Origin of the sequence: Thalassococcus sp. S3, from assembly GCF_004216475.1 — a bacterium.
Lineage (GTDB): Bacteria > Pseudomonadota > Alphaproteobacteria > Rhodobacterales > Rhodobacteraceae.
On the sequence record NZ_CP022303.1, the window covers coordinates 763,351 to 788,042 of the forward strand.

26 protein-coding genes, 2 tRNA genes and 1 pseudogene are annotated in these 24,692 nt (G+C 61.0%); 16 read left to right on the forward strand and 13 right to left on the reverse strand.

From position 1 onward, the window contains the following. Nucleotides 1-52: 52 nt before the first annotated feature. On the forward strand, nucleotides 53-982 hold the full coding sequence (locus CFI11_RS03980) for a LysR family transcriptional regulator (RefSeq protein ID WP_130403283.1): 930 nt from the start codon (nucleotides 53-55) through the stop codon (nucleotides 980-982). Here CFI11_RS03980 and CFI11_RS03985 read toward each other — a convergent pair. Next, nucleotides 979-1,941, reverse strand: a complete 963-nt coding sequence (locus CFI11_RS03985) for an alpha/beta fold hydrolase (protein ID WP_130403285.1) — start codon at nucleotides 1,939-1,941, stop codon at nucleotides 979-981. The two genes, CFI11_RS03980 and CFI11_RS03985, sit on opposite strands and share 4 nt — an antisense overlap. Before the next feature lie 187 nt (nucleotides 1,942-2,128). On the opposite strand from CFI11_RS03985, the gene CFI11_RS03990 reads away from it, so the two are divergent. From CFI11_RS03990 to CFI11_RS04010, 5 genes are all read left to right on the forward strand, one after another. Beyond that, nucleotides 2,129-3,685 (forward strand): ABC transporter substrate-binding protein, encoded by a 1,557-nt coding sequence (locus tag CFI11_RS03990; RefSeq protein WP_130403287.1) that lies wholly within the window; start codon nucleotides 2,129-2,131, stop codon nucleotides 3,683-3,685. 182 nt (nucleotides 3,686-3,867) lie between these two features. Beyond that, complete coding sequence (locus CFI11_RS03995) at nucleotides 3,868-4,845, forward strand: ABC transporter permease (RefSeq protein ID WP_130403289.1); 978 nt, start codon at nucleotides 3,868-3,870, stop codon at nucleotides 4,843-4,845. Nucleotides 4,846-4,962: 117 nt separating this feature from the next. After that, the gene (locus CFI11_RS04000; protein ID WP_130403291.1) at nucleotides 4,963-5,832 is read left to right on the forward strand and encodes an ABC transporter permease; all 870 of its coding nucleotides are present in this window, start codon (nucleotides 4,963-4,965) and stop codon (nucleotides 5,830-5,832) included. Further along, nucleotides 5,829-6,803 carry an ABC transporter ATP-binding protein gene (locus tag CFI11_RS04005; RefSeq protein WP_130403293.1) on the forward strand — a complete coding sequence of 325 codons (975 nt, stop codon included), beginning with the start codon at nucleotides 5,829-5,831 and terminating at the stop codon, nucleotides 6,801-6,803. Before CFI11_RS04000 ends, CFI11_RS04005 begins: the two co-directional genes overlap by 4 nt. Then, nucleotides 6,800-7,771, forward strand: a complete 972-nt coding sequence (locus tag CFI11_RS04010; RefSeq protein ID WP_130403295.1) for an ABC transporter ATP-binding protein — start codon at nucleotides 6,800-6,802, stop codon at nucleotides 7,769-7,771. The genes CFI11_RS04005 and CFI11_RS04010 overlap by 4 nt, the downstream gene beginning before the upstream one ends. A gap of 167 nt (nucleotides 7,772-7,938) precedes the next feature. Here the strand turns inward: CFI11_RS04010 and ykgO are convergent, their stop codons facing one another. Both ykgO and CFI11_RS04020 read right to left on the reverse strand, forming a co-directional pair. Beyond that, on the reverse strand, nucleotides 7,939-8,064 hold the full coding sequence (gene ykgO, locus CFI11_RS04015) for a type B 50S ribosomal protein L36 (RefSeq protein ID WP_008562923.1): 126 nt from the start codon (nucleotides 8,062-8,064) through the stop codon (nucleotides 7,939-7,941). Between the two features lie 79 nt (nucleotides 8,065-8,143). Then, a tRNA-Val gene (locus tag CFI11_RS04020) sits at nucleotides 8,144-8,218 on the reverse strand. A gap of 152 nt (nucleotides 8,219-8,370) precedes the next feature. Between CFI11_RS04020 and CFI11_RS04025 the strand changes: the two genes are divergently transcribed. Beyond that, the gene (locus tag CFI11_RS04025) at nucleotides 8,371-9,231 is read left to right on the forward strand and encodes an N-formylglutamate amidohydrolase (protein ID WP_130403297.1); all 861 of its coding nucleotides are present in this window, start codon (nucleotides 8,371-8,373) and stop codon (nucleotides 9,229-9,231) included. 69 nt (nucleotides 9,232-9,300) lie between these two features. Here CFI11_RS04025 and CFI11_RS04030 read toward each other — a convergent pair whose 3' ends face one another. Continuing rightward, nucleotides 9,301-10,554: a DNA polymerase IV gene (locus CFI11_RS04030; RefSeq protein WP_130403299.1), complete on the reverse strand. Its 1,254-nt coding sequence runs from the start codon at nucleotides 10,552-10,554 to the stop codon at nucleotides 9,301-9,303. Nucleotides 10,555-10,640: 86 nt separating this feature from the next. On the opposite strand from CFI11_RS04030, the gene CFI11_RS04035 reads away from it, so the two are divergent. Beyond that, the gene (locus CFI11_RS04035) at nucleotides 10,641-11,054 is read left to right on the forward strand and encodes an NUDIX hydrolase (protein WP_130403301.1); all 414 of its coding nucleotides are present in this window, start codon (nucleotides 10,641-10,643) and stop codon (nucleotides 11,052-11,054) included. A 70-nt stretch (nucleotides 11,055-11,124) separates the two neighbouring features. On the opposite strand, the gene rplT is transcribed toward CFI11_RS04035, so the two are convergent. From rplT to pyk, 4 genes are all read right to left on the reverse strand, one after another. Further along, nucleotides 11,125-11,490, reverse strand: coding sequence for a 50S ribosomal protein L20 (rplT, locus tag CFI11_RS04040; RefSeq protein WP_130403303.1), 366 nt, complete (start codon nucleotides 11,488-11,490; stop codon nucleotides 11,125-11,127). A gap of 16 nt (nucleotides 11,491-11,506) precedes the next feature. Continuing rightward, a complete protein-coding gene (rpmI, locus tag CFI11_RS04045; RefSeq protein ID WP_130403305.1) occupies nucleotides 11,507-11,707 on the reverse strand; it encodes a 50S ribosomal protein L35 in 201 nt (66 codons plus the stop codon). A gap of 150 nt (nucleotides 11,708-11,857) precedes the next feature. Further along, a complete protein-coding gene (locus CFI11_RS04050) occupies nucleotides 11,858-12,082 on the reverse strand; it encodes a hypothetical protein (protein ID WP_130403307.1) in 225 nt (74 codons plus the stop codon). Nucleotides 12,083-12,238: 156 nt separating this feature from the next. Then, nucleotides 12,239-13,684: a pyruvate kinase gene (gene pyk / locus CFI11_RS04055; RefSeq protein WP_130403309.1), complete on the reverse strand. Its 1,446-nt coding sequence runs from the start codon at nucleotides 13,682-13,684 to the stop codon at nucleotides 12,239-12,241. A 131-nt stretch (nucleotides 13,685-13,815) separates the two neighbouring features. Here pyk and CFI11_RS04060 point away from each other — a divergent pair, with 131 nt between their 5' ends. Together CFI11_RS04060 and CFI11_RS04065 are read left to right on the forward strand one after the other, a co-directional pair. Next, nucleotides 13,816-14,553, forward strand: a complete 738-nt coding sequence (locus CFI11_RS04060; RefSeq protein ID WP_130403311.1) for an N-formylglutamate amidohydrolase — start codon at nucleotides 13,816-13,818, stop codon at nucleotides 14,551-14,553. Nucleotides 14,554-14,608: 55 nt separating this feature from the next. Then, nucleotides 14,609-14,926, forward strand: coding sequence for a DUF1244 domain-containing protein (locus CFI11_RS04065; RefSeq protein ID WP_130403313.1), 318 nt, complete (start codon nucleotides 14,609-14,611; stop codon nucleotides 14,924-14,926). 134 nt (nucleotides 14,927-15,060) lie between these two features. Here the strand turns inward: CFI11_RS04065 and CFI11_RS04070 are convergent, their stop codons facing one another. Continuing rightward, nucleotides 15,061-16,020: an L-malyl-CoA/beta-methylmalyl-CoA lyase gene (locus CFI11_RS04070; RefSeq protein WP_130403315.1), complete on the reverse strand. Its 960-nt coding sequence runs from the start codon at nucleotides 16,018-16,020 to the stop codon at nucleotides 15,061-15,063. A gap of 273 nt (nucleotides 16,021-16,293) precedes the next feature. On the opposite strand from CFI11_RS04070, the gene dgcN reads away from it, so the two are divergent. From dgcN to CFI11_RS04090, 4 genes are all read left to right on the forward strand, one after another. After that, nucleotides 16,294-17,295 (forward strand): N-acetyltransferase DgcN, encoded by a 1,002-nt coding sequence (dgcN, locus tag CFI11_RS04075; protein ID WP_130403317.1) that lies wholly within the window; start codon nucleotides 16,294-16,296, stop codon nucleotides 17,293-17,295. A gap of 54 nt (nucleotides 17,296-17,349) precedes the next feature. Continuing rightward, nucleotides 17,350-18,315: an N-acetyl-D-Glu racemase DgcA gene (gene dgcA / locus CFI11_RS04080; RefSeq protein ID WP_130403319.1), complete on the forward strand. Its 966-nt coding sequence runs from the start codon at nucleotides 17,350-17,352 to the stop codon at nucleotides 18,313-18,315. A gap of 9 nt (nucleotides 18,316-18,324) precedes the next feature. Further along, nucleotides 18,325-19,185, forward strand: a complete 861-nt coding sequence (locus CFI11_RS04085) for a D-amino-acid transaminase (RefSeq protein ID WP_130403321.1) — start codon at nucleotides 18,325-18,327, stop codon at nucleotides 19,183-19,185. Between the two features lie 53 nt (nucleotides 19,186-19,238). Further along, a tRNA-Val gene (locus CFI11_RS04090) sits at nucleotides 19,239-19,314 on the forward strand. 43 nt (nucleotides 19,315-19,357) lie between these two features. Here CFI11_RS04090 and CFI11_RS04095 read toward each other — a convergent pair. The 3 genes and pseudogenes from CFI11_RS04095 to greA form a co-directional block, all read right to left on the reverse strand. Beyond that, a pseudogene (locus CFI11_RS04095) lies at nucleotides 19,358-20,782 on the reverse strand (MFS transporter). A 161-nt stretch (nucleotides 20,783-20,943) separates the two neighbouring features. Further along, complete coding sequence (locus CFI11_RS04105) at nucleotides 20,944-21,972, reverse strand: hypothetical protein (protein WP_130403327.1); 1,029 nt, start codon at nucleotides 21,970-21,972, stop codon at nucleotides 20,944-20,946. Between the two features lie 11 nt (nucleotides 21,973-21,983). Then, nucleotides 21,984-22,454: a transcription elongation factor GreA gene (greA, locus tag CFI11_RS04110; RefSeq protein WP_130403329.1), complete on the reverse strand. Its 471-nt coding sequence runs from the start codon at nucleotides 22,452-22,454 to the stop codon at nucleotides 21,984-21,986. Between the two features lie 295 nt (nucleotides 22,455-22,749). Here greA and CFI11_RS04115 point away from each other — a divergent pair, with 295 nt between their 5' ends. Further along, the gene (locus CFI11_RS04115) at nucleotides 22,750-23,550 is read left to right on the forward strand and encodes a class I SAM-dependent methyltransferase (protein ID WP_130403331.1); all 801 of its coding nucleotides are present in this window, start codon (nucleotides 22,750-22,752) and stop codon (nucleotides 23,548-23,550) included. Nucleotides 23,551-23,746: 196 nt separating this feature from the next. On the opposite strand, the gene CFI11_RS04120 is transcribed toward CFI11_RS04115, so the two are convergent. Continuing rightward, on the reverse strand, nucleotides 23,747-24,127 hold the full coding sequence (locus CFI11_RS04120; RefSeq protein ID WP_130403333.1) for a VOC family protein: 381 nt from the start codon (nucleotides 24,125-24,127) through the stop codon (nucleotides 23,747-23,749). Between the two features lie 88 nt (nucleotides 24,128-24,215). Here CFI11_RS04120 and soxR point away from each other — a divergent pair, with 88 nt between their 5' ends. Next, entirely contained in the window at nucleotides 24,216-24,662 is a 447-nt protein-coding gene (gene soxR / locus CFI11_RS04125) for a redox-sensitive transcriptional activator SoxR (protein ID WP_130403335.1), read from the forward strand. Nucleotides 24,663-24,692 lie beyond the last annotated feature (30 nt).

Consider the following 24,692-nt stretch of genomic DNA (forward strand, 5'->3'; position numbering starts at 1 on the left):
CAAAATGGTTTTACTGTCGGTCAAAACCCTATTGGCTGTGGGATAGATCGCTTTGAAATTTACGCTCAAACAGCTTCGTTATTTCGACGCCGCGCTGCGGACTGGTTCGATCGCACGGGCGGCGGAAGAAATGCATATCTCCCAAAGCTCCATCACCGCCGCGCTCGACCTGATCGAACAAAGCCTTGGGGCGGACTTGTTCCGGCGGATCCCCGCGAAGGGGATCGTGGCCACACGGATGGGGACCGAAGTGGGCGCGCGGGTGGCTGGCTTTCTGGAACAGGCGCGGGTTTTCGAAAGTGATCTGATGTCGCTCGCGGGCGATCCGACCGGCACGTTGCGGCTCGCCTGCTACGCGCCCACGGCGCCTTATGTGCTGCCGCCGATCCTCAAGCGGCTGGCGCAGTATTATCCGGATATTCGTATCGATTTGATGGAAGGGGACATGGCCCAGATCTCTGAACGTCTGACCAATGGCACCGTCGACGTGGCGCTGACCTACGGAACACTGACGCCGCAGAGCCAACCCTTTCACCCTCTTTTCGGCGCCTACCCTTGGGTGCTTTTGCCAAGCGACTGGCCGGAGGCGCAAAGGGCCTCGGTTGATCTGAGGGATATTGCCGACCGCCCGATGGTCCTGCTGGACCTGCCCGGGACGGAGCCCTATTTCCGGTCGCTTTTCGAGGCCCAGGGGTTGCGGCCGAACGTGGTCCATTCCACCAAGTCAAGCTCGGTTCTCAGAGGGCTGGTCGCGGGGCAGTTCGGCTATTCGATCCTGAATATATGCGGGCCGAATGATCGGGATGGACGAACGGGATACACCGCGCGCCCGATGGCGGGAGACCCCGAGGCGCCGGCCTTCGGGGTTGCTTATGCCGCGCCGCTTAAGCAATCGGCGATGGTTCAGGCAATGCTGTCAATTGGGCAGAATTTGACCGCCGAAGGTGGATTTGACCATTTGCTGATGGGGCCGGACCGTTAGACGCCCTGCTTGGTCGCCAGCCGGTTTCCGGCGTCGATGACGGCGTCTGAAAGGGGGCCGTAAAGTGTCCCGTGCAGTGCGCCGGGGATCACGACCAGCTCTGACTTGGGCCAAGCGCGGTGCAGCCGCCATGCAATGGACAGTGGGGTCGACAGGTCCTGGCGGCTGTTGATGAGCACGGACGGAATGGATGCGAGCGCCTCGGTCCGGTCCAGCAAGGGCGGGTCGAGCCAAGCGAGATGCCGGAAATAATGCGTGACCACGCGGGCGAACCCCAACGCAAAGCGCGGGTCGGTAAAGGATCTGGGCGTCTCGGCGCGGGGATCGACCTGAAGCACGGCGGCCTCCCAGGCGCACCAGGCCTCGGCCGCGGCCCGTTCTCTTTCCGGGTCACCACAGGTGAGAAGGTCGCCGTAAGCGGCGGCCATGCTCGCGCCCGGTGCGGCGTCAGGCGCGCCCGCTTGAAATCTCTCGAAAGCCTCGGGCAGGAAATGTCCTGCGTAGCCATAGAGGTTATCATCCTCGAACCGGCTGCTGGTTGTCACGGCGGCGAGGATCATGGCGCTCACCCGAACTGGGTGCGCATGGGCATAGGCCTGTGCCAGTGTCGCACCCCATGAGGATCCATAAAGGGTCCAGTCCGAAAGACCCAGATGCTGGCGCAGGCGCTCGATATCGTGGATCAGGTGATCGGTCGTGTTGGCCTTGAGCGCTGTCAGACTGTCACCGGCATGCGGCCTTGACCGACCGGACCCGCGTTGGTCCATCGCGACGATATGCCAGCGGGTGGGGTCGAAGAGGCGAGGCATGCGCGGGGCGATGCCGCTGCCGGGCCCGCCATGCAGCAAAAGAAGCGCCGGTTTCGTTGTATTACCAAAGGTTTCCCAGAAAACGGAATGGCCATCCTGATCTTCGAGATACCCGGTTTGAAGAGGGGGCGTTTCCGGGAAGAGGGGCATGGTGCAGTCTCCTTCCGCAAGAGCTTTGCATCGGTGCGCACGAGGGGCAAGGCCGAGCGTTTGCAGGTATGTCCGGATCTCATTCAACCATAGAATATGGTTTTGCCTTACAGAAAACGCTGTTTTCTGGGTCTTTGCCCTTGGCTAGCCTTTTCACAATCAAAACAAGACCAACCGGGAGAACCAAATGAAACTCATGACACGTCTCATGGGCGCGGCGGCCATTGCGGTCTCCGGGCTTGCTGCGGCGCCGGTCTTTGCCGACGGGGGTACGCTGGTGATTGCCTCCACGCAGGTGCCGCGCCATTTGAACGGGGCCGTGCAATCGGGCATCGCGACGGCGGTGCCGTCCACACAGATCTTTGCCTCGCCGCTCCGCTATGACGAGAACTGGGAGCCGCAACCCTACCTGGCGCAAAGCTGGGAAGTGGCGGAAGATGGCCTCTCGGTCACGCTGAACCTGGTGCAGAACGCCACCTTTCATGACGGAGAGCCGGTGACGTCGGAGGATGTGGCATTCTCCATCATGACTACGAAAGAGAACCACCCTTTCAAGTCGATGTTCGCGCCGGTCGAGAGCATCGAGACGCCCGATCCCCACACCGCGATCATCCGGCTGAGTCAGCCGCATCCCGCGCTGCTGCTGGCCCTGTCGCCGGCCCTGGCACCTGTGCTGCCTCAGCATGTCTACGGCGACGGGCAGGATGTGAAGACCCATCCGGCGAATACCGCGCCGGTGGGCTCCGGCCCCTTCATCCTGGAGGAATTCACTGCTGGCGAGGCCGTGGTGATGAAGAAGAACCCGAATTTCTTCATCGAAGGGCGCCCGAAGCTGGACGAGATCATCGTGCGGATCATCAAGGACCCGTCGGCGTTGCTGATCGCGATGGAGAACGGCGATGCGGATATGTATCCCTTCATGGCAGGCTCCCAAGAGATCCGGAGGCTGGAAAAGGTTGAAAGCCTGAACGTGACCACCGATGGGTATGCTGCCGTGGGGCCGGTCAACTGGATCGCGTTCAACACTGCCTCTCCCAAGCTGAGCGATGTGCGGGTGCGTCAGGCGATCGCCTATGCGGTGGACCGCGATTTCATCACCAAGGCGCTCCATCGCGGGGTGTCGTCGCCCCAGCGCGGGCCGATCATTGAAAGCTCGCCTTTCTTTGACGAGACGATCCCGGCCTATGACGTGGATCTGGAGAAGGCCCAGGCGCTGATGAACGAGGCCGGGTTCGGTGACGGGATGGAGTTGACCGTCGACTATATCCCCGGCCCGAAGGAGCAGCAGCAATCGGTGGCGGAATACCTCAAGTCGCAGCTCAAGAAGATCGGCATCGACGTGACGGTCCGCGCAGCACCGGACTTTCCGACTTGGGCGGGGCGCGTGTCGGGCCATGATTTCGAGCTGACGATGGATGTCGTCTTTAACTGGGGTGACCCGGTGATCGGGGTGCACCGAACCTATCTGAGCTCCAACATCGTGAAAGGCGTCATCTGGTCGAACACCCAGCAATACACCAATGAGCGGGTGGACGAGCTCCTGAACGCGGCGGCCGTTGAGCTGGACGTGGACAAGCGCAAGGCGCTTTATGCCGAGTTCCAGCAATTGGTCGCTGGCGATCTGCCGGTCTACTGGGTCAATGCGTTGCCCTATCACACGGCCTATGACGCGAGGCTGCAAAATGTGCCCACAGGTATCTGGGGCACGATGCATCCGATGGATATGGTGGAATGGTCCGAGTGAAGCTCGGATCATTCAACCCGCGCGGACAAGTGGGTTGGCCATCGGCCAACCTGCGGTCCGGCGCCCGGTCATGGCGGAGTGCTCTTTTGCGACCTGAACCTGACGAGTCTGCATGACCGGATCATCTGCTCTCTTGCTCTTAATGCTTCTGGCGGACGCTTCTCTCAACCGGGCAACATGACATGAGCGCCTCCTATCTTCTCCGCCGCGTGTTCTATGGCCTGCTTTTGATGCTGGGCGTGGTGGTTTTGAACTTCCTGCTGATCCGGCTGGCACCAGGCGATCCGGCGGTCGTCATCGCAGGCGAGATGGGCGGCGCGACCGAGGAGATGTTGCAGGCGATCCGTTTGGAATACGGGCTCGACAAGCCGGTGCTGACACAGCTTGGGATTTACGTGGCCAATGTCGCGCAAGGAGATCTGGGACAGTCGTTTTTCTTCAACCAACCGGTCACTACGCTGATCGGACAGAGGATCGGGCCGACGATTTTGCTGGTGGTGACGGCGCAGATCCTGTCGATCCTGTTGGGCGTATTTCTGGGCGTGATTGCGGCACGCAAGCCGAACGGAGTGATGAGTGGCTTCGTGACGGTCTTTGCGACGGTGGGGTATGCGGTGCCGGTGTTCTGGACCGGCATCATGCTCATCATCCTCTTTGCGAGCATGTTTCCCATCTTCCCGGTCGAAGGCATGATGAGCGTGCGGCTAAGAGATGCGCCTTGGTACCAGCAATGGCTGTCAGTGGCGCATCATCTGGTGCTGCCGGCCTTCACGCTCGCCATCATTTATCTGGCGCAATATGCGCGGCTATCGCGGGCGTCGATGCTGGAGGTTTTGGGATCGGATTACATTCGGACGGCGCGGGCGAAGGGGGCATCGGAGCGGTCGGTGCTCTTCAAGCATGCGCTGCGGAATGCCGCGCTTCCGATCCTGACGGTGGCCGGGTTGCAATTCGGGAACCTGATCTCGGGCGCGTTGCTGGTCGAGACGGTGTTCAACTGGCCGGGCATGGGGCGGCTGGCCTTCGATTCAATCCTGCGGCGGGATTATCCAACGATCATGGGTGTCTTGTTCTTTGCCTCGGCAATGGTGGTGGTGGCGAATTTGCTGACCGATCTGAGCTACCGGCTCGCCGATCCGCGGCTGAAGGGACAGTCATGAGGTCGGGCGCACCCCTGACGGGCTGCATCGCCTGCGGCGGGCGGGGCGGGGGCCAGCCCCCGTCGCGCAAAGCGCGACTCCCCCGGGATATTTTTGACCCAAAGAAGGTGGGACGGCATGTCTGACAGGGCGGAGTACCAGGCGGAAAGTCCGGGACGCGAGGCGTGGCGGATGTTTCGGCGCAACATTCCCGCCGTGGCAGGGGTGGTGATGCTGGCACTGATCGTGGGGGCGACGCTGTATGGCGCGCTGTTTTATGGGGGTGATCCGTTCGAGATTGTCTGGGCGCCGCATGAGCCGCCCGGGGTGACGCCGGAGTTTCCGATGGGCACGGATTATCTGGGCCGCGATATCGTGGCGGGCATGCTGACCGGTGGAGCGCCGACGCTGGCGGTCGGGCTGGCGGCGGCGGCGATTACGATGGTGATCGGGGTCTCTCTGGGCGCGTTGGCGGGGTATTACGGCGGCTGGGTGGACAATTTGCTGATGCGGGTGACGGAGTTCTTTCAGGTCCTGCCGGCGCTTCTGTTTGCGATGGTGCTGGTGACCTTGTTCTCCCCATCTCTGCTGACAATCGCGATGGCCATCGGTGTGGTGAGCTGGCCGCAGACTGCGCGGCTGACACGGGCGGAGTTTCTCAAGATCAAGGAGCTGGAATATGTGACCGCCGCGCGGGCCATCGGTGCAAGGAACAAGCGGATCATCTGGACGGTGATCCTGCCCAATGCCGCGCCGCCCTTGATCGTGTCGGCCACCCTGACCATCGGGGTGGCGATCCTGTTCGAGGCGGGGCTGTCGTTTCTGGGGCTGGGCGATCCCAATGTCATGAGCTGGGGGTTGATGATCGGAGCGAACCGGGATTACATCCTGGATGCCTGGTGGCCGGTAACCTTTCCGGGGCTGGCGATTTTCCTGACGGTGTTTTCGGTCAGCCTGATCGGGGATGGCCTGAACGATGCCTTCAATCCCAAGCTGAGGGAGAGATGAGCGCGCTTCTGGAGATCGACGACCTGCGCGTGACGTTCCGCACGCGGCATGGGGAGGTGACGGCGCTCGATTCCGTCTCACTCTCGGTGCGGGAAGGAGAGACGCTGGGGGTGGTCGGCGAATCGGGCTGCGGCAAGTCGATCACGGCGCTGAGCGTGATGGGCCTGATCCCCTCCCCGCCCGGGCGGCTGGCGGGCGGGTCGATCCGGCTGGCGGGGGAGGAGTTGACGCAGGCCAGCGAGGCAAGGATGCGCGCGGTGCGGGGGGCCGAGGCGGCGATGATCTTTCAGGAGCCGATGACCTCGCTGAACCCGGTCTTCACGGTGGGCGACCAGATCGCCGAGGCGATCATGCTGCATCAGAAGGTCAGCGCGGATCAGGCCTTTCGCGATGCAGTGGCGCTGCTGGACCGGGTGGGTATTCCCAGTCCCGACAAACGGGCACGGGATTATCCGCATCAGTTGTCGGGCGGGATGCGGCAGCGGGTGATGATCGCGATGGCGGTGAGTTGCCGTCCGAAGCTGTTGATCGCGGACGAGCCGACGACGGCTCTGGATGTGACGGTGCAGGCGCAGATCTTTGATCTGCTGAACGAGATCCAGCGAGATTTCGGGGCGGCGATCCTGCTGATCACGCACGATATGGGGGCGATCAGCGAGATGGCTGACCGGGTGGCGGTGATGTATGCGGGCCGTGTGATCGAGGAGGCGGGCGCGGATGATGTGCTGGATCATCCGCAGCATCCCTATGCACGTGGGCTGATCGACTGCATTCCGGCCATGGGCAAGGGCGATGCGGCGCTGAAGGAGATCCCGGGCGTGGTGCCGCCTTTGCATTTGCTGGGGGCAGGCTGTGCTTTTGCCGAGCGGTGCGCGCATGTGGCGGAGCGGTGCCGGGTGGAGAAACCCTTGCTTGCGGCACACGGGCATCATCCGGCGGCCTGCCACGGGGTCGAGGAGGGTCGGATATGACGGCCCTGCTGGATGTGCGGGATCTGACGGTGCGGTTTCCTATGCCGCGACCGTCTCTCTTTGCGGAGCGGCCCTATCTGGAGGCGGTGCGGCAGGTTTCGTTTCAGCTGGAGGCGGGACGGGCCCTTGGAATCGTCGGTGAAAGCGGGTCGGGCAAGACAACGACGGCGATGGCGGCGATCCGGTTGACCGAAGCCTCTGGCGGCGAGGTGCTGTTCGATGGGGCCGATCTTCTGACGCTGGAGCCCGAAGCGATGCGGCAAAGGCGGCGGGATGTGCAGCTGATCTTTCAGGACCCCTATTCCTCGCTCAATCCGCGGGCACGGGTGGTGGATATCGTGCGGGAGCCGCTCGATCTGATGGAGATCGGCACGCCCGAGGAGCGGATGGCACGGGTGCGGGAGTTGTTCGCGAAGGTCGGGTTGCGGGAGGATCAGCTGTCGCTTTTTCCGCATCAGTTTTCGGGCGGGCAGAGGCAGCGGATCTCCATCGCGCGGGCGCTGACGACGAACCCGAAACTCCTAGTCTGTGATGAGCCTGTGAGTGCGCTGGATGTGGCGATCCAGGCGCAGATTTTGAACCTGCTGGCGGAACTGAAGGTGGAGTTGGGGCTGAGTTATCTCTTTATCAGCCACGATCTGGGGGTTGTGCGGCATATATGCGAGGACGTGGCGGTGATGTATCTGGGCAAGATCGTGGAGATCGGGCCCCGCGAAGCGCTGTTTGAGGCACCTCAGCATCCCTACACGCAGGCCTTGCTTGCGGCGGCGCCGAGTTTGAAACGGCGGAAGTCGAAGGGCTATGTCAGGCCGCTGAAGGTGAAGGGTGATCCACCGAGCCCGATCAATCCGCCACCGGGATGTGCCTTTGCGGAAAGGTGTCCGAAGGCGCAGGCGGTTTGTCGCAGCGAGGCACCGGCGCTGGGGCAGGTTGGCGGCACGCAGGCGGCGTGTCATTTTCCCGGATAGGGGCTGTTTCCAAACGGAGCGCGGCCAGGGCCGCGCACACAATGTGCCGCTGCGCGGCGATTGGCACCCGGCATGGGCCGCGCGGTGTTATCGGAACGGAGGACCTGGCGTCAAACGAAAACACCGCGCCCGATGGCGCGGTGTTGGTCGTGAGCATGAGCTCTGGCTCAGCCCTGGCGGGCTTTGAACCGGCGCTGCGTTTTGTTGATCACGTAAACGCGGCCTTTGCGACGCACAACCCGGCAGTCACGATGCCGGTTTTTGAGCGAGCGGAGCGAGTTCTTGACCTTCATGGTCTGTCTCCTGTTCCTGCGGCGCGGGCCAGCGCCTGGTGTTGCGGGCATCCCGGAGCGGGCCGGGACGGTGAATTCATGGTGGGCGATACTGGGATCGAACCAGTGACCCCTTCGATGTCAACGAAGTGCTCTACCGCTGAGCTAATCGCCCATGAATACCGGTACATCGTTCTGCGCCCACAAAGAAATGGGGCGCGGAAATCCGCGCCGGTGACGGGTCTATAAAAGGAGTCGAGGAGGGGATCAAGGGGTTTTGGTGTTCGGTTTTTCCGGTCTATGTTGTTGATCAGAGGAGGAGTGCGAATGCCGCGGAATGCCTATCAGCTCTTTGACGCTTTGCCGCGCCGATCTGCGGTCGTTTTCGCTTCGCCCCATAGCGGTCGGGACTATGCGCGCAGTTTCCTGCGCCGCAGTGTTCTGGATGAGCGCGCAATCCGGTCGTCCGAAGATGCCTTTGTGGATCAACTCTTTGCATCGGCACCCGAATACGGCGCACCTCTTTTGACAGCTGGCGCGCCGCGCGCGTTCGTGGATCTGAACCGAAGCCCTGATGAGCTTGACCCTGCATTGATCGAAGGGGTGCGTCGGCAAGGGCATAATCCGAGGGTGGCATCCGGCCTGGGCGTCGTACCCCGCGTCGTCTCGAACGGGCGCGCCATCTACCGCAAGAAACTCCCGATGTCAGAGGCCCAGCGGCGTCTCGACCTCTACTGGCGACCTTATCATGAAGCGCTTCAACGATTGCTGAGTGACGCCCACGATGCTTTTGGGCAGGCGATCCTCATTGATTGCCATTCAATGCCGCATGAGGCGATGGACGGGGTTGCGCGGTCCGCGGCGCGGCGTCCTGAGATCGTTCTGGGCGACCGTTTCGGCGCGGCGGCATCGGCGGACATCGTGGATCAGGTTGAAGCGGCCTTTGCCGCGGCCGGGTTTGTGGTGACGCGCAACGCGCCTTTTGCCGGAGCCTACATCACCCAAGCTTACGGGCGCCCCTCGCGCGGGCAACATGCGATACAGATCGAAATCGACCGCGCGATCTATATGGACGAACGCAGGATCGTGCCGAATCGCAATTTCGAAGCATTCCGCACCGTGTTGCGGGCCGTGATCCAGGACATCTCTGCCATTGGGCAAGACACCCTTCCGATGGCAGCCGAGTAACTGACGGGCGGCGTGGTTTCCGAGCCACGATATGCCGCCCTTGTTTGCGCAAGCTCAGACTAGCAAAGGTTAGCGGAGCGCCCGGCCTTTTACTATCGCGTCCTGGCCAAATTTGCGCCTGATCACATCTGTGGCGCGTTCGGCTTCGCTTCGTTGCGCGGCCCCGGGATCCAGAAGATCCCCGGACATGTCCGCCTCTGTCGCATTGCAAAGATGCGACAATCCGCAGCCCAGCAGCCTGTAGGGCCCTTCATCGCCAACCTGATCGAAAAGACCGCGCGCGGTGCGGTAGATCGTGTCCGCCATTTGCGTGGCATCGCGCAACGCGACCCGGCGTGTCAGAATGCGATGGTCCGAGCGTTTGAGCTTGAGCGTCACCACGCGTCCCGCGATATCCTTTGCCTTAGCGCGGTCGGCCACTTTTTCAGCCATTCGCCAGATATGGCCGTCCAGAATATGCGGATCGTTGGTATCCTCGTGAAAGGTGGTCTCATTCGAGATCGACTTGACCGGTTCATGAGCCGAAACGCGGCGATGATCCTGTCCTCGCGCAAGATGCCAAAGGCGCTCTCCCATCGAGCCGAAGCGCGCGGTGAGGGCCTCTTTGTCCCAGCGCAGAAGATCGGCGAAGGTCCTGATCCCGGACTTCTCAAGCGATGTGCGCATTGCCTGACCGACGCCCCAGATCAGGCTGACGGGCTGGTCACGCAGAAAGTCCTCCGTTTCAGCTTTGCCGATGACGGAAAATCCATGGGGCTTGTCCAGATCGGAGGCGACCTTGGCCAGAAACTTGTTGTGGCTCAGCCCGATCGAGCCGGTCACGCCCAGCTCGTCCTGCATACGCCGGACAAGGCGTGCCAGCATAACCGCAGGCGGCGCGCCGTGCAGCCGCGCGGTCCCTCCGAGATCCATGAACGCTTCGTCAAGTGACAGCGGTTGGACTGCGGGCGTCATCTCGTCCATCATGTCCCGGATCGCGCGCGATACCTCTGCATAGACCTGCATACGGGGTTTGATGATCACGGCATCGGGGCATTTCTTGAGCGCCTGGAACATCGGCATCGCGGATCGCACGCCCCTGATCCGCGCGACATAGCAGGCCGTGGACACGACGCCACGCCGCCCGCCGCCGATGATCACAGGTTTGTCGGCAAGGTCGGGATTGTCACGCTTTTCCACGGATGCATAAAACGCGTCGCAATCCATATGAGCGATCGACAAATTAAGGAGTTCGGAATGTGCAACGATCCGCGGCGAGCCGCAAGATGGACAGCGGCGCCCGGTTTCAAAGCAGGTCAGACAATCACGACAAAGCGCAGGCATGGCAAGCGACGGTACGGGGTGGGCAGGCCCGTTTGAACTGAGTATGACCCATGATTACACTATAGAGGGTGGCTCACGAAATTCCCATGACCTTTTCAGGTGCGAAACTGGCCCTTTTTGTCGGATCGGATCTGCTTGTCATCCTGCGGGACGAGAAGCCGGATATCCCGTACCCCGGCTATTGGGATCTGCCCGGCGGGGGGCGGGAAGGTGGCGAAAGCCCCCAGGACTGTGCGCTGCGCGAAACAAGAGAAGAGGTCGGCCTGATCGTTCCTCCCGACGCGCTGATCTGGGAGCGGTCCTATCTTCGCCCGCTTGGCCGGATGTGGTTCTTTGCTGCCCGGATGCCGGCCTCCATTCAATCGCAGGTGCGGTTCGGGAACGAGGGACAGTGCTGGCGGCTGATGGCACCCGATGCCTATCTGGCCCATCCAAAGGCGATCCCGCAATTCGCCACGCAGCTAAGGCTTTATCTGCAGGACAAGGCCGACAAGTCGTAACAACGGTCTCTCCTGAACAGAAAAGGCCGCCCCAGCTAGGACGGCCTTGCAAATTCAAAGCGGATCGGGATCAGGCTGCCAGCGCGGCCTGTGCTTTTTCCACAATCGCGCCGAAGGCTTCGGGCTCATGCACCGCCAGGTCGGCGAGCACTTTGCGGTCCACCTCGATCCCGGCAAGGGTCAGGCCGTTGATGAAGCGGCTATAGGTCAGCGCCTCGTCATGGCTGCGCACGGCGGCGTTGATCCGCTGGATCCACAGCGCGCGGAAGTTGCGCTTGCGCTGCTTGCGGTCGCGGGTGGCGTATTGGTTGGCCTTGTCGACCGCCTGCGTGGCGACCTTGAAGGTGTTTTTCCGACGCCCGTAATAGCCTTTGGCGGCCTTTACGATTTTCTTGTGACGGGCGTGGGTGGTGGTTCCGCCTTTTACGCGTGACATCTCTCAGGCCTCCTTCTTAGCGGTCGTAGGGCATATAGCCCTTGACGATCTTGGCGTCGGGGGCCGACAGGGTCGTGGTGCCGCGGGCATCACGGATGAATTTCTTGGTGCGCTTGATCATGCCGTGGCGTTTGCCGGCCTGCGCGGACAGGACCTTTCCGGTCGCTGTCACCTTGAAGCGCTTCTTCGCGCTCGATTTGGTCTTCATCTTGGGCATTTCCGTCTCCTTCAATCGGGTTCGGTCTTTGCGCGACTCGGCATGCCACATTGGCCGGCCACGCGAACTAAGCGCTTCGTCTATGTCGGCTTCACGGTCTTTGCAAGACCTGAAATGAGGCCTTGCGTCGCGCTGGAGAGGTGTCGGGGGTCACGGAATGTAGCGGGCCACCACGCTGATGATGACATTGGGCAAGGCTTCGAAGCTGTAGCCGCCTGGTTTGGTCTGAAGCGCAAAGATGATGAGGCCACCAGCGATCAGAACGGTCACCGCGGATGCGCGCGGGGTGCGTGCATCCGATAAGGCCGAGACGATCGACGGAATAGAGAGCGCGCCGATCAGAAGCCCAAGAACCAAGGCAAGATCAGCATCCATATCCGCATTCCCCGTTAGTCTTGTTCCCAAAGGTTAGCGCGGATCGACCCTTCAACGCAAACGCGGTGATGATCATCCGATCATCGCATCGGCAGGATTGGAGTTTCGCCCTCCGAGGTCGTCTTCTCAAGACCGCACGCCGGATCGCGGAAGTGGCTATCCCGGTTCGGAGTTGAAAATCAGACGCTCGTCGCATGGCGCGACGCGGAGGATATTTGTTGTTCCGGTGACATTGAAGGGCACGCCGGCTGTCACCACGATCTGGTCCGAGACGTCGGCAAAACCGCCCGTACGCGCGGCCCTCGCGGCGCGCACCACGGCTTCTTTGAAGCGCCCCAGCTCGTCGGTCATGACACAATTGCATCCCCAGCTGAGGCAGAGCCGTCTTGCTGTATCGCGCTGGCTGGTCATCGCGATGATCGGAACGCCCGGGCGTTCGCGTGCGGTCAGCAGTGCCGTCGTTCCGCTTTTGGTAAAGCAGCAGATCGCCTTGATGTCCGTCGTCTCCGCAATCTCGCGCGCGGCCGCGACGATACCGTCGGCGACCCCGGATTGCCGCCCGCCCCGTGACGATGCGATGATCTGCACGTATGTTGGGTCTGCTTCCACTTCGGTTGCGACGTGATCCATGGTGCTGACCGCTTCCACCGGATAATCCCCCGCCGCTGATTCAGCGCTCAGCATAATGGCGTCCGTACCTTCGTAGATCGCCGTTGCCACGTCCGAAACCTCAGCTCGTGTCGGCATCGGGCTTTCGATCATGCTCTCCAGCATCTGCGTGGCAACGATCACCGGCTTGGCGGCGGCGCGGCATTTGCGCACCAAACGCTTCTGGATGGGCGGCACGGCGTGAACCGGGAGTTCAACGCCCAGATCCCCGCGGGCCACCATGATGCCGTCCGACGCATCAAGGATGTCCTCGAAGCGTTCGATGGCGGCGGGCTTTTCGATCTTCGACAGAATGGCGGCCCGGCCACGTGCGAGGGCACGTGCCTCGTTCACGTCCTCGGGGCGTTGAACGAAAGAGAGGGCAAGCCAGTCCACGCCAAGATCACAGACGAATTCCAGGTCGGCCCTGTCTTTCTCGCTGAGGGCTGCGAGGGGCAGGATCACGTCCGGCACATTCACGCCCTTGCGGTTGGAAATCGTCCCGCCGGCAAGCACCTCGCACTCCGCAAAGTCGGCGCCGCATTCGATAACGCGCAGCCGGATCTTGCCATCGTTGACAAGCAGGCTCGCGCCCGGTTCCAGGGCTGCAAAGATCTCCTTGTGTGGCAGGCAGACGCGCTCTGCCGTGCCATCCTCGGGATCAAGATCCAGCCGGAAGCGTGCGCCCTGTTCCAGGTTTTCAGCCTCGTTCACGAACGTGCCGACGCGCAACTTCGGACCTTGCAGATCGGCCAGGATGGCAATCGGGCTGTCGAGATCCGCCTCAACCTTGCGAATGATCTCGTGCTTCTTTCGGATATCCGCGTGGCTGCCATGGCTCATGTTGAGCCGGAACACATCTGCGCCGGCTTCGTGCAGCGCCCTGATTGTCTCGTAGCTTTCAGAGGCGGGCCCCAACGTGGCCACGATCTTGACGTTGCGCAGGCGTCTCATCCGGCGAAATCCTTCAAATTGATCTTCGGGTTACAAACATGTTACCGCAAACATACTTTGCGTCGTATATCGACGAATTCCCATTCGGTGGCAACTGTCCTAAAGCTGCCAAAAGGGGGCATGACACCGATATGACCGAATTGCCATTCTTTCTGACCGGGCCGGACCGACCGGGGCGTTGGCTTGTGACCTGCGATCATGCAACGAACACGGTGCCCAAAAGCGTGGCAGATGGCGATCTGGGCTTGTCGACGGCGGATATGGAACGGCATATCGCCTACGATATCGGCGCCTACGGCGTCGCGCTGGAGCTTGGGGAGCTTTTGAACAGCCCGGTGATCGCTGCCGATTTTTCGCGGCTTGTCATCGACCCGAACCGGGGCGTTGATGATCCCACCCTGTTGATGAAGCTCTACGATGGGACGATCATTCCCGCCAATCGCCACGCCGATATCGCCGAGCGGGATCGGCGCATCGATGCCTTTTGGCGGCCTTATCACAAGGCGATGGCCGAACAGGCAGCGCGGCCGGATATGGTGATGCTGGCGATCCACAGCTTCACGCCGCAACTGAACGGGCGATCACCGCGCCCGTGGGAAGTTGGTGTGCTGTCCGCATCCGACCGACGGCTTGCGGATCCGCTTATTGACATTCTGGGCTCACATCTCGTCTCGCCCGTCGGCGACAACGAGCCTTATGCAGGCCATCTGCCCGGCGACTCGGTCGATCAGCACGCGCTTCGGCACGGCCGTCCGAACGTGCTGATCGAATTGCGCAATGACCTGATAGAAACACCCGAAGGACAGGTCAGCTGGGCAAGGCGCCTTGCGCCCCTGCTGGAACAGGCGCTGGGGCAATCCGGCGTGTAAAGCGCGCTCCTTTCACCTATCTTTTCAGAAATCCCGTTCCGAGAGAGGTTCCAACATGGATGACAAGACCGAAATCGAACTTCAGGCGGCTGCGTTCCGCAGGTTGCAAAAACACCTCATGGAGGACCGGACCGATGTGCAGAACATCGATCTGATGAACCTGGCCGGCTTCTGCCGCAACTGCCTGAGCCGGTGGTATCAGGAGGCCGCGCAGGAACGCGGCCTTGAGATGGGCAAAGAGGAAGCCCGCGAGGTGTTCTACGGAATGACGATGGCCGAATGGAAAGCGAACTATCAGACGGACGCGACTGCAGAGAAACAAGCAGAGTTCGCAAAGGCCTTTGAAGAGAACGTGACGGCCAAAACCGATTGAGCCTGCGGTCAGAGCGCCCGTACCGCCTGCATCCGGCGTATCGCCACCGTTAATAAGCCTTCCGCAGATCGGCCGTTTTGCATGCAGACCGCGAGGCGTCTGCATGCATGCCAACGAACAACAAAGAGAGTCTATCAGGCGGCGGTGATCATCTCGGCCTGACGCACGATCACTTCGGCCTGTTTGATCGACGCGATATCCACCAGGCGCCCCTTGTAGACAGTGGCCCCTTCGCCGTTTGCCTTTGCCTGTTCCATCGCGTCGAGGATCTCGCGCGCCTCGGCAACGGCCTCTTCGGACGGCGTAAAGACCTCGTTTGACAGTGCAACCTGCTTGGGATGGATCGCCCATTTGCCCACCATGCCCAACGTTGCCGAACGGCGGGCTTGTGCGCGAAATCCTTCGTCATCGCTGAAATCGCCAAACGGGCCGTCGACGGGCAGAACACCATGGGTCCGGCAGGCGGCAACGATCGCGGCTTGCGCCCAGTGCCAGGGATCTGACCAGTGTTTCTGGCCCTCATGCAACATGTAGTAATTTGCCTGCGTTCCACCGATACCAGTCGTCTGCATACCCATTGAAGCGGCGAAATCCGCGGCCCCAAGGCTCATCGCCTCAAGACGCGGGGATGCCGCTGCGATCTCCTCGACATGGGCGATGCCAGCGGCACTTTCGATGATAACCTCGAAGGCCAGCTTTTTCTGCCGACCCTTGGCCGCTTCCACTGCCGAGACCAGCGCGTCGACCGCATAGATGTCCGCGGCACATCCCACCTTGGGGATCATGATCTGGTCCAGGCGTTCCGATGCCTGTTCAAGCAAATCCACAACGTCCCGATACCAATAGGGGCTGTCGAGGCTGTTGATCCGCACGGACAAGGTCTTTTTGCCCCAGTCGACGCCCTGAATAGCTTCGATGACATTGGCGCGGGCGCTATCCTTGTCTGACGGCGCCACCGAATCCTCAAGATCGAGATTGATCACATCCGCCGCGCTTGCCGCCATCTTCTCAAAGATCGCGGGACGCGATCCGGGGCCGAAAAGCTGGCAGCGGTTGGGACGGGCAGGCGGGGTCGGCTGGATGCGAAAGCTCATATGCAGCACCTTCTTGGGTAAGGAAATTGCGATTTTCTTCCTCGTGCAGGTATTAAATTGCGCGGGGCACTGCAAGCCGACTTTTGCATCTGCAGCATCTCGGTATAGGCGCTTCGATTGGTCCATCTGGGGCGGAAACAGCGCACGATTTTCGCGCAAATGTGCGGATGCTCGGGATAGAATTGCATACATTGCCATACATTGCCTGAAAAAAGAGAGACTCTTTGTGTCGCCCTCCCTTAGCCTGAGCCGGATTTTGGGGAGATGCCGACAATGATCCAGACACCGTACCTTCTCTTTCTGGGCGACGCGCCCGATCAGCTCGCCGCGAAGGTGGCACAAGGCATCCGCGACTGGCGGCCCGACAATGCGCTGGGCCAGTTCCGCCTGCCGGGCTGTGGTGCGGATGTCGGTTTGCCTGACATGACGCTGGAGGAGGCGAAGGCCGCTGGCGTGAAGACATTGGTGATCGGCGTGGCAAACCGGGGCGGCGTCATCTCGCACGGCTGGAAAACGGTGCTGATCGACGCGTTGCAGATGGGCTTCGATCTGGCCTCGGGCCTGCATAATCTGCTGCGGGACGAAGCCGATCTTGTGGCCGTGGCGGAAGCCAATGGACGTGCATTGCACGATGTCCGTGTGCCGGAGGTCGAGTATCCGATCGCAAACGGCAAGAAACGCTCCGGGAAGCGGGTGCTGGCCGTGGGCACCGATTGCAGCGTGGGCAAGATGTATACGGCGCTTGCCCTTGATAAATCCATGCGTGAGCGCGGGTTGAAGAGCACGTTTCGGGCGACCGGGCAGACGGGCATCCTGATCACCGGGGATGGCGTACCGCTTGATGCCGTGATCGCGGATTTCATGGCCGGGTCGGTGGAATATCTGACGCCGGATAACGACGATGATCACTGGGACATCATCGAGGGCCAGGGCAGTCTTTTCCACGTCTCATTCTCTGGCGTCACCATGGCGTTGATCCATGGCGGCCAACCGGACGCGCTGATCCTGAGCCACGAGCCGACGCGCGCGACGATGCGTGGGCTGCCCGATTATACGTTGCCCTCGCTTGAAGCGCTGAGAGACATGGCGTTGCCGCTCGCGCATGTCGCCAATCCGGACTGCAAGATCATCGGGATTTCGATAAACACACAGCACCTCGGCGAGGATGAGGCGATGGCCTATCTGGCGCAGACAGAGGAGCGGATGGGCCTGCCCACCATCGATCCGTTCCGGCAGGGTGCTTCGCGACTGGCCGAGGCGCTTGAGGCGATGTAAGCAGACGCGTCGGCATTTGGCCGGCGCCAGCGTTGATGAATGAAGGAGCAGGTCATGCACCTTGAGATCAGCCGGGACGTCTTTCCGCTGGCCCAGGCGTTTACCATTTCGCGCGGCTCACGCACCGAAGCCAAGGTGCTTACCGTTCGGGTCACCGACGGAGCGCATAGCGGTTGGGGAGAATGCATGCCCTACGGTCGCTATGACGAGACGTTGGACAGCGTCGCGGCACAGATCGAAAGCCTGCCGGAGCAGTTTGACCGGATCGCCCTGCAAAACCTTCTGCCCGCCGGTGCGGCGCGCAACGCGGTGGACTGCGCTCTTTGGGATCTGGAATGCAAGCAGGCGGGCAAGCGCGCCTGGGATCTCGCGGGCCTGCCCGTTCCCGGGCCGGAGATCACCGCCTATACACTGTCGCTCGATACGCCTGACGCGATGAAGGCGCAGGCCGCCGTCAATGCACATCGTCCACTTCTCAAGATCAAGCTTGGCACGCCCGACGACATGCCCCGGCTGGAGGCTGTCAGGGCTGGAGCGCCGGACGCAAAGATCGTCATTGACGCGAACGAAGGGTGGACCGCCGAGGTCTATTCGGATCTGGCGCCGCATCTGGTCAAGTTGAGGGTCGCACTGGTCGAACAGCCCTTGCCCGCCGGGGACGACGACGCACTTTTAGGATTGGAACGCCCGGTTCCCATCTGTGCGGATGAAAGCGCGCACGACCGCGCGACATTGCCTGCGCTGAAAGGCAAGTACGACATGGTCAATATCAAGCTCGACAAGACCGGCGGTCTGACCGAGGCGCTGGCGATGCGTGAGGCTGCGCGCGCCGAAGGCTACGCGATATTCGTGGGCTGCATGGTTGCGTCCTCCCTGGCCATGGCGCCCGCGACCCTGCTGGCGCAGGGTGCGGCGGTGACGGATCTTGACGGACCTCTGCTTCTGGCCGAAGACCGCCCGTACCCGCTGCGATTTGACGAAAAGGGGGTACACCCGCCGGACGCGGCGCTCTGGGGATAGGAGAACGAGATGCGCACAGTTTATGTGAACGGAGAGTACCTGCCTGAGGACGAGGCCAAAGTGTCGATCTTTGACCGAGGCTTTCTGATGGCCGACGGTGTCTATGAAGTGACAAGCGTTCTGGATGGCAAGCTGGTGGATTTCGACGGACATGCCGTCCGGTTGGAGCGCAGCCTGGGCGAACTGGACATGGCGGCGCCGGTCACCAAGGATGAGCTTTTGGAGATCCACCGGGAACTGGTAAAGCTGAATGAAATAGAAGAGGGGATGATCTATCTGCAGATCACCCGCGGCGCACCACAGGACCGGGACTTCGTCTTTCCAGATCCCGAGACGACGGCGCCGACCATCGTTCTTTTCACGCAAAACAAGCCCGGCCTTGCCGACAATCCGGCGGCGAAAAAGGGCATGAAGGTCATCTCGATCGAAGACATCCGCTGGGGCCGTCGTGATATCAAGACGGTTCAGCTTCTCTATCCCTCGATGGGCAAGATGATGGCGAAAAAGGCGGGTGCGGATGACGCATGGATGATCCAGGACGGCTTTGTGACTGAGGGTACGTCCAACAACGCCTATATCGTCAAAGGCGGTAAGATCATCACGCGACCCAGATCCAATGACATCCTTCACGGCATCACCCGGGCCGCGGTTCTTCGGTTCGCCGAAGAGGCCCAGATGGAAGTGGAAGAGCGCAACTTCACGATTGAAGAAGCCAAGGATGCGGATGAGGCCTTCATCACGTCGGCCTCCACCTTCGTGATGCCCGTGGTCGAGATTGACGGAGTGGCCCTTGGGGACGGGATGCCGGGCCGGGTTGCGCCGCGCCTGCGGGAAATCTATCTCGACGAAAGCCGCAAAGCTGCCATCTGATGCCAATCACGGGCTTGCGAAGCCGGGGCGGAGCCTATAAATCCCGCCGGCATGGGTGATTAGCTCAGTTGGTAGAGCGCTTCGTTTACACCGAAGATGTCGGGAGTTCGAGTCTCTCATCACCCACCAGCCCTTTCAGCGCGCCTCAAGACGCCTGCATCTGACATCATGGTCAGGAGCGGTTGCGCACCAACCCGACCATGGCCAACAAACCGGCCGCTGCAAATGGAAGGCAGGCGATGAAGACATGGTGCGCGACCTGCCGCGCGTCATCGGGGCTTTGCATCGCCAATAGGCCAGAGGCATTTGCAACCACGCCGATATAGGCCGCGCCAAGCGCGTAGCCCAAGCGCTGGATGGTCGGGATCGCGGCTGAAACCCGCTCCACCTCCGTTTTGTCGGCCAGGGTGGTTGTCCGCCTTAGGATGAACGTCCAGGCAATACCGAAACCGCCCCCCTCCAACGCTGCAACAGCCGCAATCAGCCAGATCGGCCCTTTTGGGACCGCATAGGGAAATCCGAGGATGCTGAGCGCGACGATGAATATGCCCAGACTGATCATGTGGCGGTCGAACCGCTCGGGCAAGCCGCTGACCAGAACGGCAGTGATGGTCCAGCCGATGGAAGAGCAGGCGATGATGTAACCCGCTGTCAGGGCCGATGCGCCATGAACCGCGGTGATCAGCAATGGGCCGAACGCGGTGATCGCGATCGTCGCCACCGACAGGCACAAGATCATCACCAGCGCGGCCCCGGTCGGGCGCCGGATGTCGAGGGGCCGCAGGGGCAAAAGACGATCCTTCCGCGCCCGCGCATCCAACCAAAGGAAAAGCGCAAGTCCCGCCAGACCCAAGGCGATCAAAAGACCCGTACGCAGGATTTCAACCTTTACCCCGGCAGAAGCCACGAGCAGGATCGCCACGCTGAGCAGGAGAAGACGCCTGATCGGAAATGTCGTGCTCTGGTCGGATCGGGACGCGCCGGAGGGTTCCCTGCGCAGGTATATCCAAAGCGAAAGGGCAAATGCCTGAAGCGCGAAAAACCCAAAACCCCAGCGCCAGGTCGCGAATTCCACGAAGGCGCCTCCGATCAGCGGACCAAGGAATGCCGAAACACCCCAGAGCGTTGAGATCGCGGCCATCGCGCGTGCCGTTTAGCGGCGTGGAAAGAGGACGCTGACGGCGACAAACCCCATGGCAACCAAGCCGCCGCCCCCAAGGCCCTGCAAAAGACGCCCGGTCAGAACGACAGGCATGGTCGGACCAACCGCGCTGAGCAGGCAACCGGTGCCGAAAAGGGCGGCAGCCAGGCTCATCGGGCGGCGCAAGCCATAGCGGATCGTCAGAAGCGCGCTGGTCGTTCCCGCGAGAATGGAGCCGATTTCGTAAAGAGAGACCGACCACCCAACAAGCGAGACGCCCCCGATCTCGGCCACAATCGACGGCAGCATGGTCGCCACGATCAAGCTGTCCGCTGCATGCAACCAGACTGCAAGGCAGACCAGAGCCAGCGCGCCGACATGAGAGCTTTGGAAAAACTCCCGCCAGGATACGAATGCATCCGCGTCTTGCTCACGTGTTGGGTTGATATCGGCCATCTCATTCTCCTGCTGCCGATATCGCTGCTACGACCTGAAGGTGGGTTCAGGTCAAGCCGTTTTATTCTCTGTCCCATTGCCGATAGGCATTGTGAGGCTGCAAGATGGACTGTCCGAAGCGACATGAAACGGCGGCTGTCCGGTGCAACACCCGTGCCGTGTCAGTCGAACGTGCCGGCCACCCGACCCAGCAGCATGAAAGCGCGCGCGGTGCGCGTTTCGCCAAGGGCCGCGATCTCGGCATCGCTGGCGGCCGGCTCGAAATCCGCAAATGTCTTGTCGAAGAGCCGGAGGAAGTGATGTGCCGCGTCCCGAAAAATGGGGTCTTGCTTCATCCTGCCGGAGGTCAATGCAAGCGACGAGCGATCACGAATGCCGCCAAGTGCTGCCACCGCGCGGCCCCGTGCCCCGCCCGCAAATTGCCGCCAGACCTCTGGCCGTGCTTTGTCCGGGCGCAGGTCGTCCATGTAGATGCCGTCTTGGCTGAGCAGTGTCAGCACGTCCTGGGCGGCCTGGATCAGCTGTGCGGCCCGGCGATCCTTGAGCGCCCGGCGCAATGCGGCAAAGCCCTGTTCGTCTTCCGCGGTCTCCGGGAAGTTGAGCGCCCGCACGAAGTCTTCGTTCGGCAGGGGGGGCGCAAGATCCTCGGCCGGCGTGCCAAGCGCGAAGGAGGCCTGATCGTCCGCTGTATCAGGCTGTGGCGCCGCTGTGGGTGCTGGGCGTGGAGTGTCAGAGCGTGAGGTCGAAAACGTCGCCAGCGCCGTTTCGGTCTTCTTGGCCGTCTCGGCAATCTCATCGAGTTTTCGCGTCACCGACGGTTCGTTTATGATTGCCCCGCGCTGCTGCTGTGCAACATAGCTTTGACGGATCGCGTCGATTGCCGCCTGAAGCCGCTGGCTTTCTTCCCGCATCACACGGCTGGAGCGCGCGGCAGTGGCGGCCACCCAGATCATCGCAACAGGCATGAAGACAGCCATGAGCGTGACAAGGAACCTTATGCCGTCAAATCCGCTTGATGCATCGGACGGCAGGACGAGAAAGAAGATCACTGCCCCCAGCAGCCAGATAAAGCTGAGGGCGAGCGCTGCGATCTCGATCCCCGTGATCGCCTCCCGTTTGGGCTTGTCATAGATCCCAAGCGGGGTCGGGCGCACCGGCTCTGGTGGCTCGGGACTGTGTTGGTCGGACATAGCGCGCTCCGTCAAGCGTAGCTGATGCTCAAGACCTCATAGGACTTGTCACCGCCCGGGGTCCGCACCTCGACGCTGTCGCCTTCCTCCTTGCCGATCAGGGCCCGTGCGATGGGGGATCTGACGTTCAGAAGGCCAGCTTCGACATTCGCCTCATGCTCGCCCACGATCTGCCAGGTTTTTTCTTCGTCGGTGTCTTCGTCCACCAAGGTGACGGTCGCGCCAAACTTGATCGCACCGGACAATTTGGAAGGGTCGATGACATCGGCGAGGCTCAATACCCCTTCAAGCTCCTTGATGCGTCCTTCGATGAAGGATTGCTTCTCGCGGGCCGAGTGATATTCGGCGTTTTCCGACAGATCGCCATGCTCACGCGCCTCGGCGATTGCCTTTATGATCGCGGGGCGTTCGACGGTTTTGAGCGTTTTCAGTTCGGCTTCGAGTGTGGTGAAGCCGGCCGGTGTCATCGGGATTTTGTCCATCTGCGTTCTGGCCCTGACAAAGTGGCAAAGGCCACGGGGTAGGCCCCCGTGACCTTTCGTTTGGTTGGTCTTTACCTGACCCAATTGGCCGCGCGAATGCAAGAGGATTGAGAGAACGCGCGCCCTTTGTCCTATCCGACGCCCGCCACCCGGCGGTCCCCGCCAAACGGGTCGCGAAGGGGGGTGATATTTTTGCAAGGGTTTGCGTGCGGGACGCTGGGGTCGTGATTTGATTGACAACTTAACGATGTCCACATCCACATAACGACGAAGCGCGCCGGTAAGAGGATAAGATATGTCTGAACCGAAGCGCGTGCAGCAAGCACAGCTTGTGCACGAGGGGAGAGCGACCGGAGCGCTCAAATTTGATATCGAAAAGGCAAAACGCGTCGCCCAGGCCATGATCGCCGATGGAGACCGCGTGACCGACAGAAATCGGCTTCTCGGCCATATTCGGGAGTTTGGCCTCGCGCGAAATCCCTGGCTGGGCCTGTCTCACTATCAGGATTGGAACAATGCATCCGTTCTTGGATTGCAGCAGATCCCGACCGAGTTTGCTGATTTCCTGCTTTATTGTGTCCGTTATCGGCCCGCGAGCATGGCTGAAATCGGTGTCTTTACCGGCGGATCCTGCTTGATCGCGGCCAGCTTTTTCAAAGCATTGAATGCTGATTTTCGCTATGTCGGTATTGATCTAGAAGCCGGTGTTCTTTTGCCGGACGACGTGTTGGAACTGCTTGGGGTCGAGCTAAGGATACCCGCCACCTCTGAGGATCTGATCGGAGAGACATTCGATATCGTCTTCATCGATGGTGATCACAGTTACCATTGGGCGAAGAACGACTTCATCGGTCTTGGCAGCCACGCGCGGTTCGTTTGCGGCTTTCACGACATCAATTCACGGGAGTATCGACAAGCGGGCGGTGGTGTTTTCAAGTACTGGCGGCAATTGCGTCAATCGCTGTCTCGCGACGTGCCGATGTATGAAATCAGTCACGCGCCACTGAATTGCGGTGTGGAACAGGACGGCGACTGGATGGGGATCGGTGTCGTCGATTTCGGCATGGTGCGCCAGACGCCGCCGCGTGTCGCGTAGTGGACCGGCTTTGAATATCACGTGATCTGGGCTGCTTATGCCAAGGTCCGGGGGCATGGCCGTCGCACATGTCCCCGGACTTCCCCTTCAGGCATTTCGATATCGGGAACGGCCCGTCGAGAACATCTATCTCCACACTGATGCGATGTGACCCGGGGCCGGGCATTTGGCATGGTCTTTCATAACCCTTTTTTCATCAATCGTATTGGACGACTTCGTATTCGATGCCATCCGCGTCGTGGAAGTAAAAGCGTCGGCCCGGCTCGTAGTCTCCATGATTTCCAGCGGTAAAACCCACATTTTTCACTCTCTCTTCCATCTGTTCGATATCGTCGACAACCACGGCGATGTGATTGAGCCCGCCCAGGGTTTCGTAATTGTCATCCTTGGGCGGGTTTGGTTTGCCCGGCGTGAAAAGGGCCAGATACTGTGTGTCGGTGCCGACATGGACCGTGCGCCCGGTTTGCATGGCTGTCCCGGACCAGCGGATATGCCAGCCGAACAGATCACACATCCACTTGGCGGTGGCATCCGGATCGGACACGGTGAGGTTCGTGTGTTCAAGCATTGCTGTCATGCAGACTTCCCTTCATTGACGAAAACATGATCCTATCGTAATTTCTCAACCTAACTTTAGGTCAAGGATTTTTGGAAGGACTGAATTCATGCCTCAGGGGTTGTCGATCGGAGCATTGGCCGAACGCACCGGGCTCGCCGTTTCCGCCATCCGCTATTACGAGGCGCAGGGTCTGATCCGGCCCTGGCGCAATGCGGGCGGTCAAAGACGTTTCGAACGTGCGGATCTGAGGCGGTTGAGCTTTATCATGATCGCGCAGCAATTCGGTTTTTCGCTGCCGGAGATCCGCGATCAATTGCAAAAGCTGCCGGGCGCCCGGACGCCCACCGCGAAGGACTGGGCCAGGATCGCGGAAAATTTCCGCGACCATCTTGACCGGCGCATCGCGACGCTCACGAAACTCAGGGATGATCTGGATGGCTGCATCGGATGCGGGTGCCTGTCCCTTCCCAAATGCGCCCTTTACAATCCCAAGGACAGCGCGGGCGAAAAGGGAACGGGCCCCAGATATCTGATGGGGGACAGCCCCAGTTAAGGGGCTAGTTGATCAGCTCGCCCACCAGCA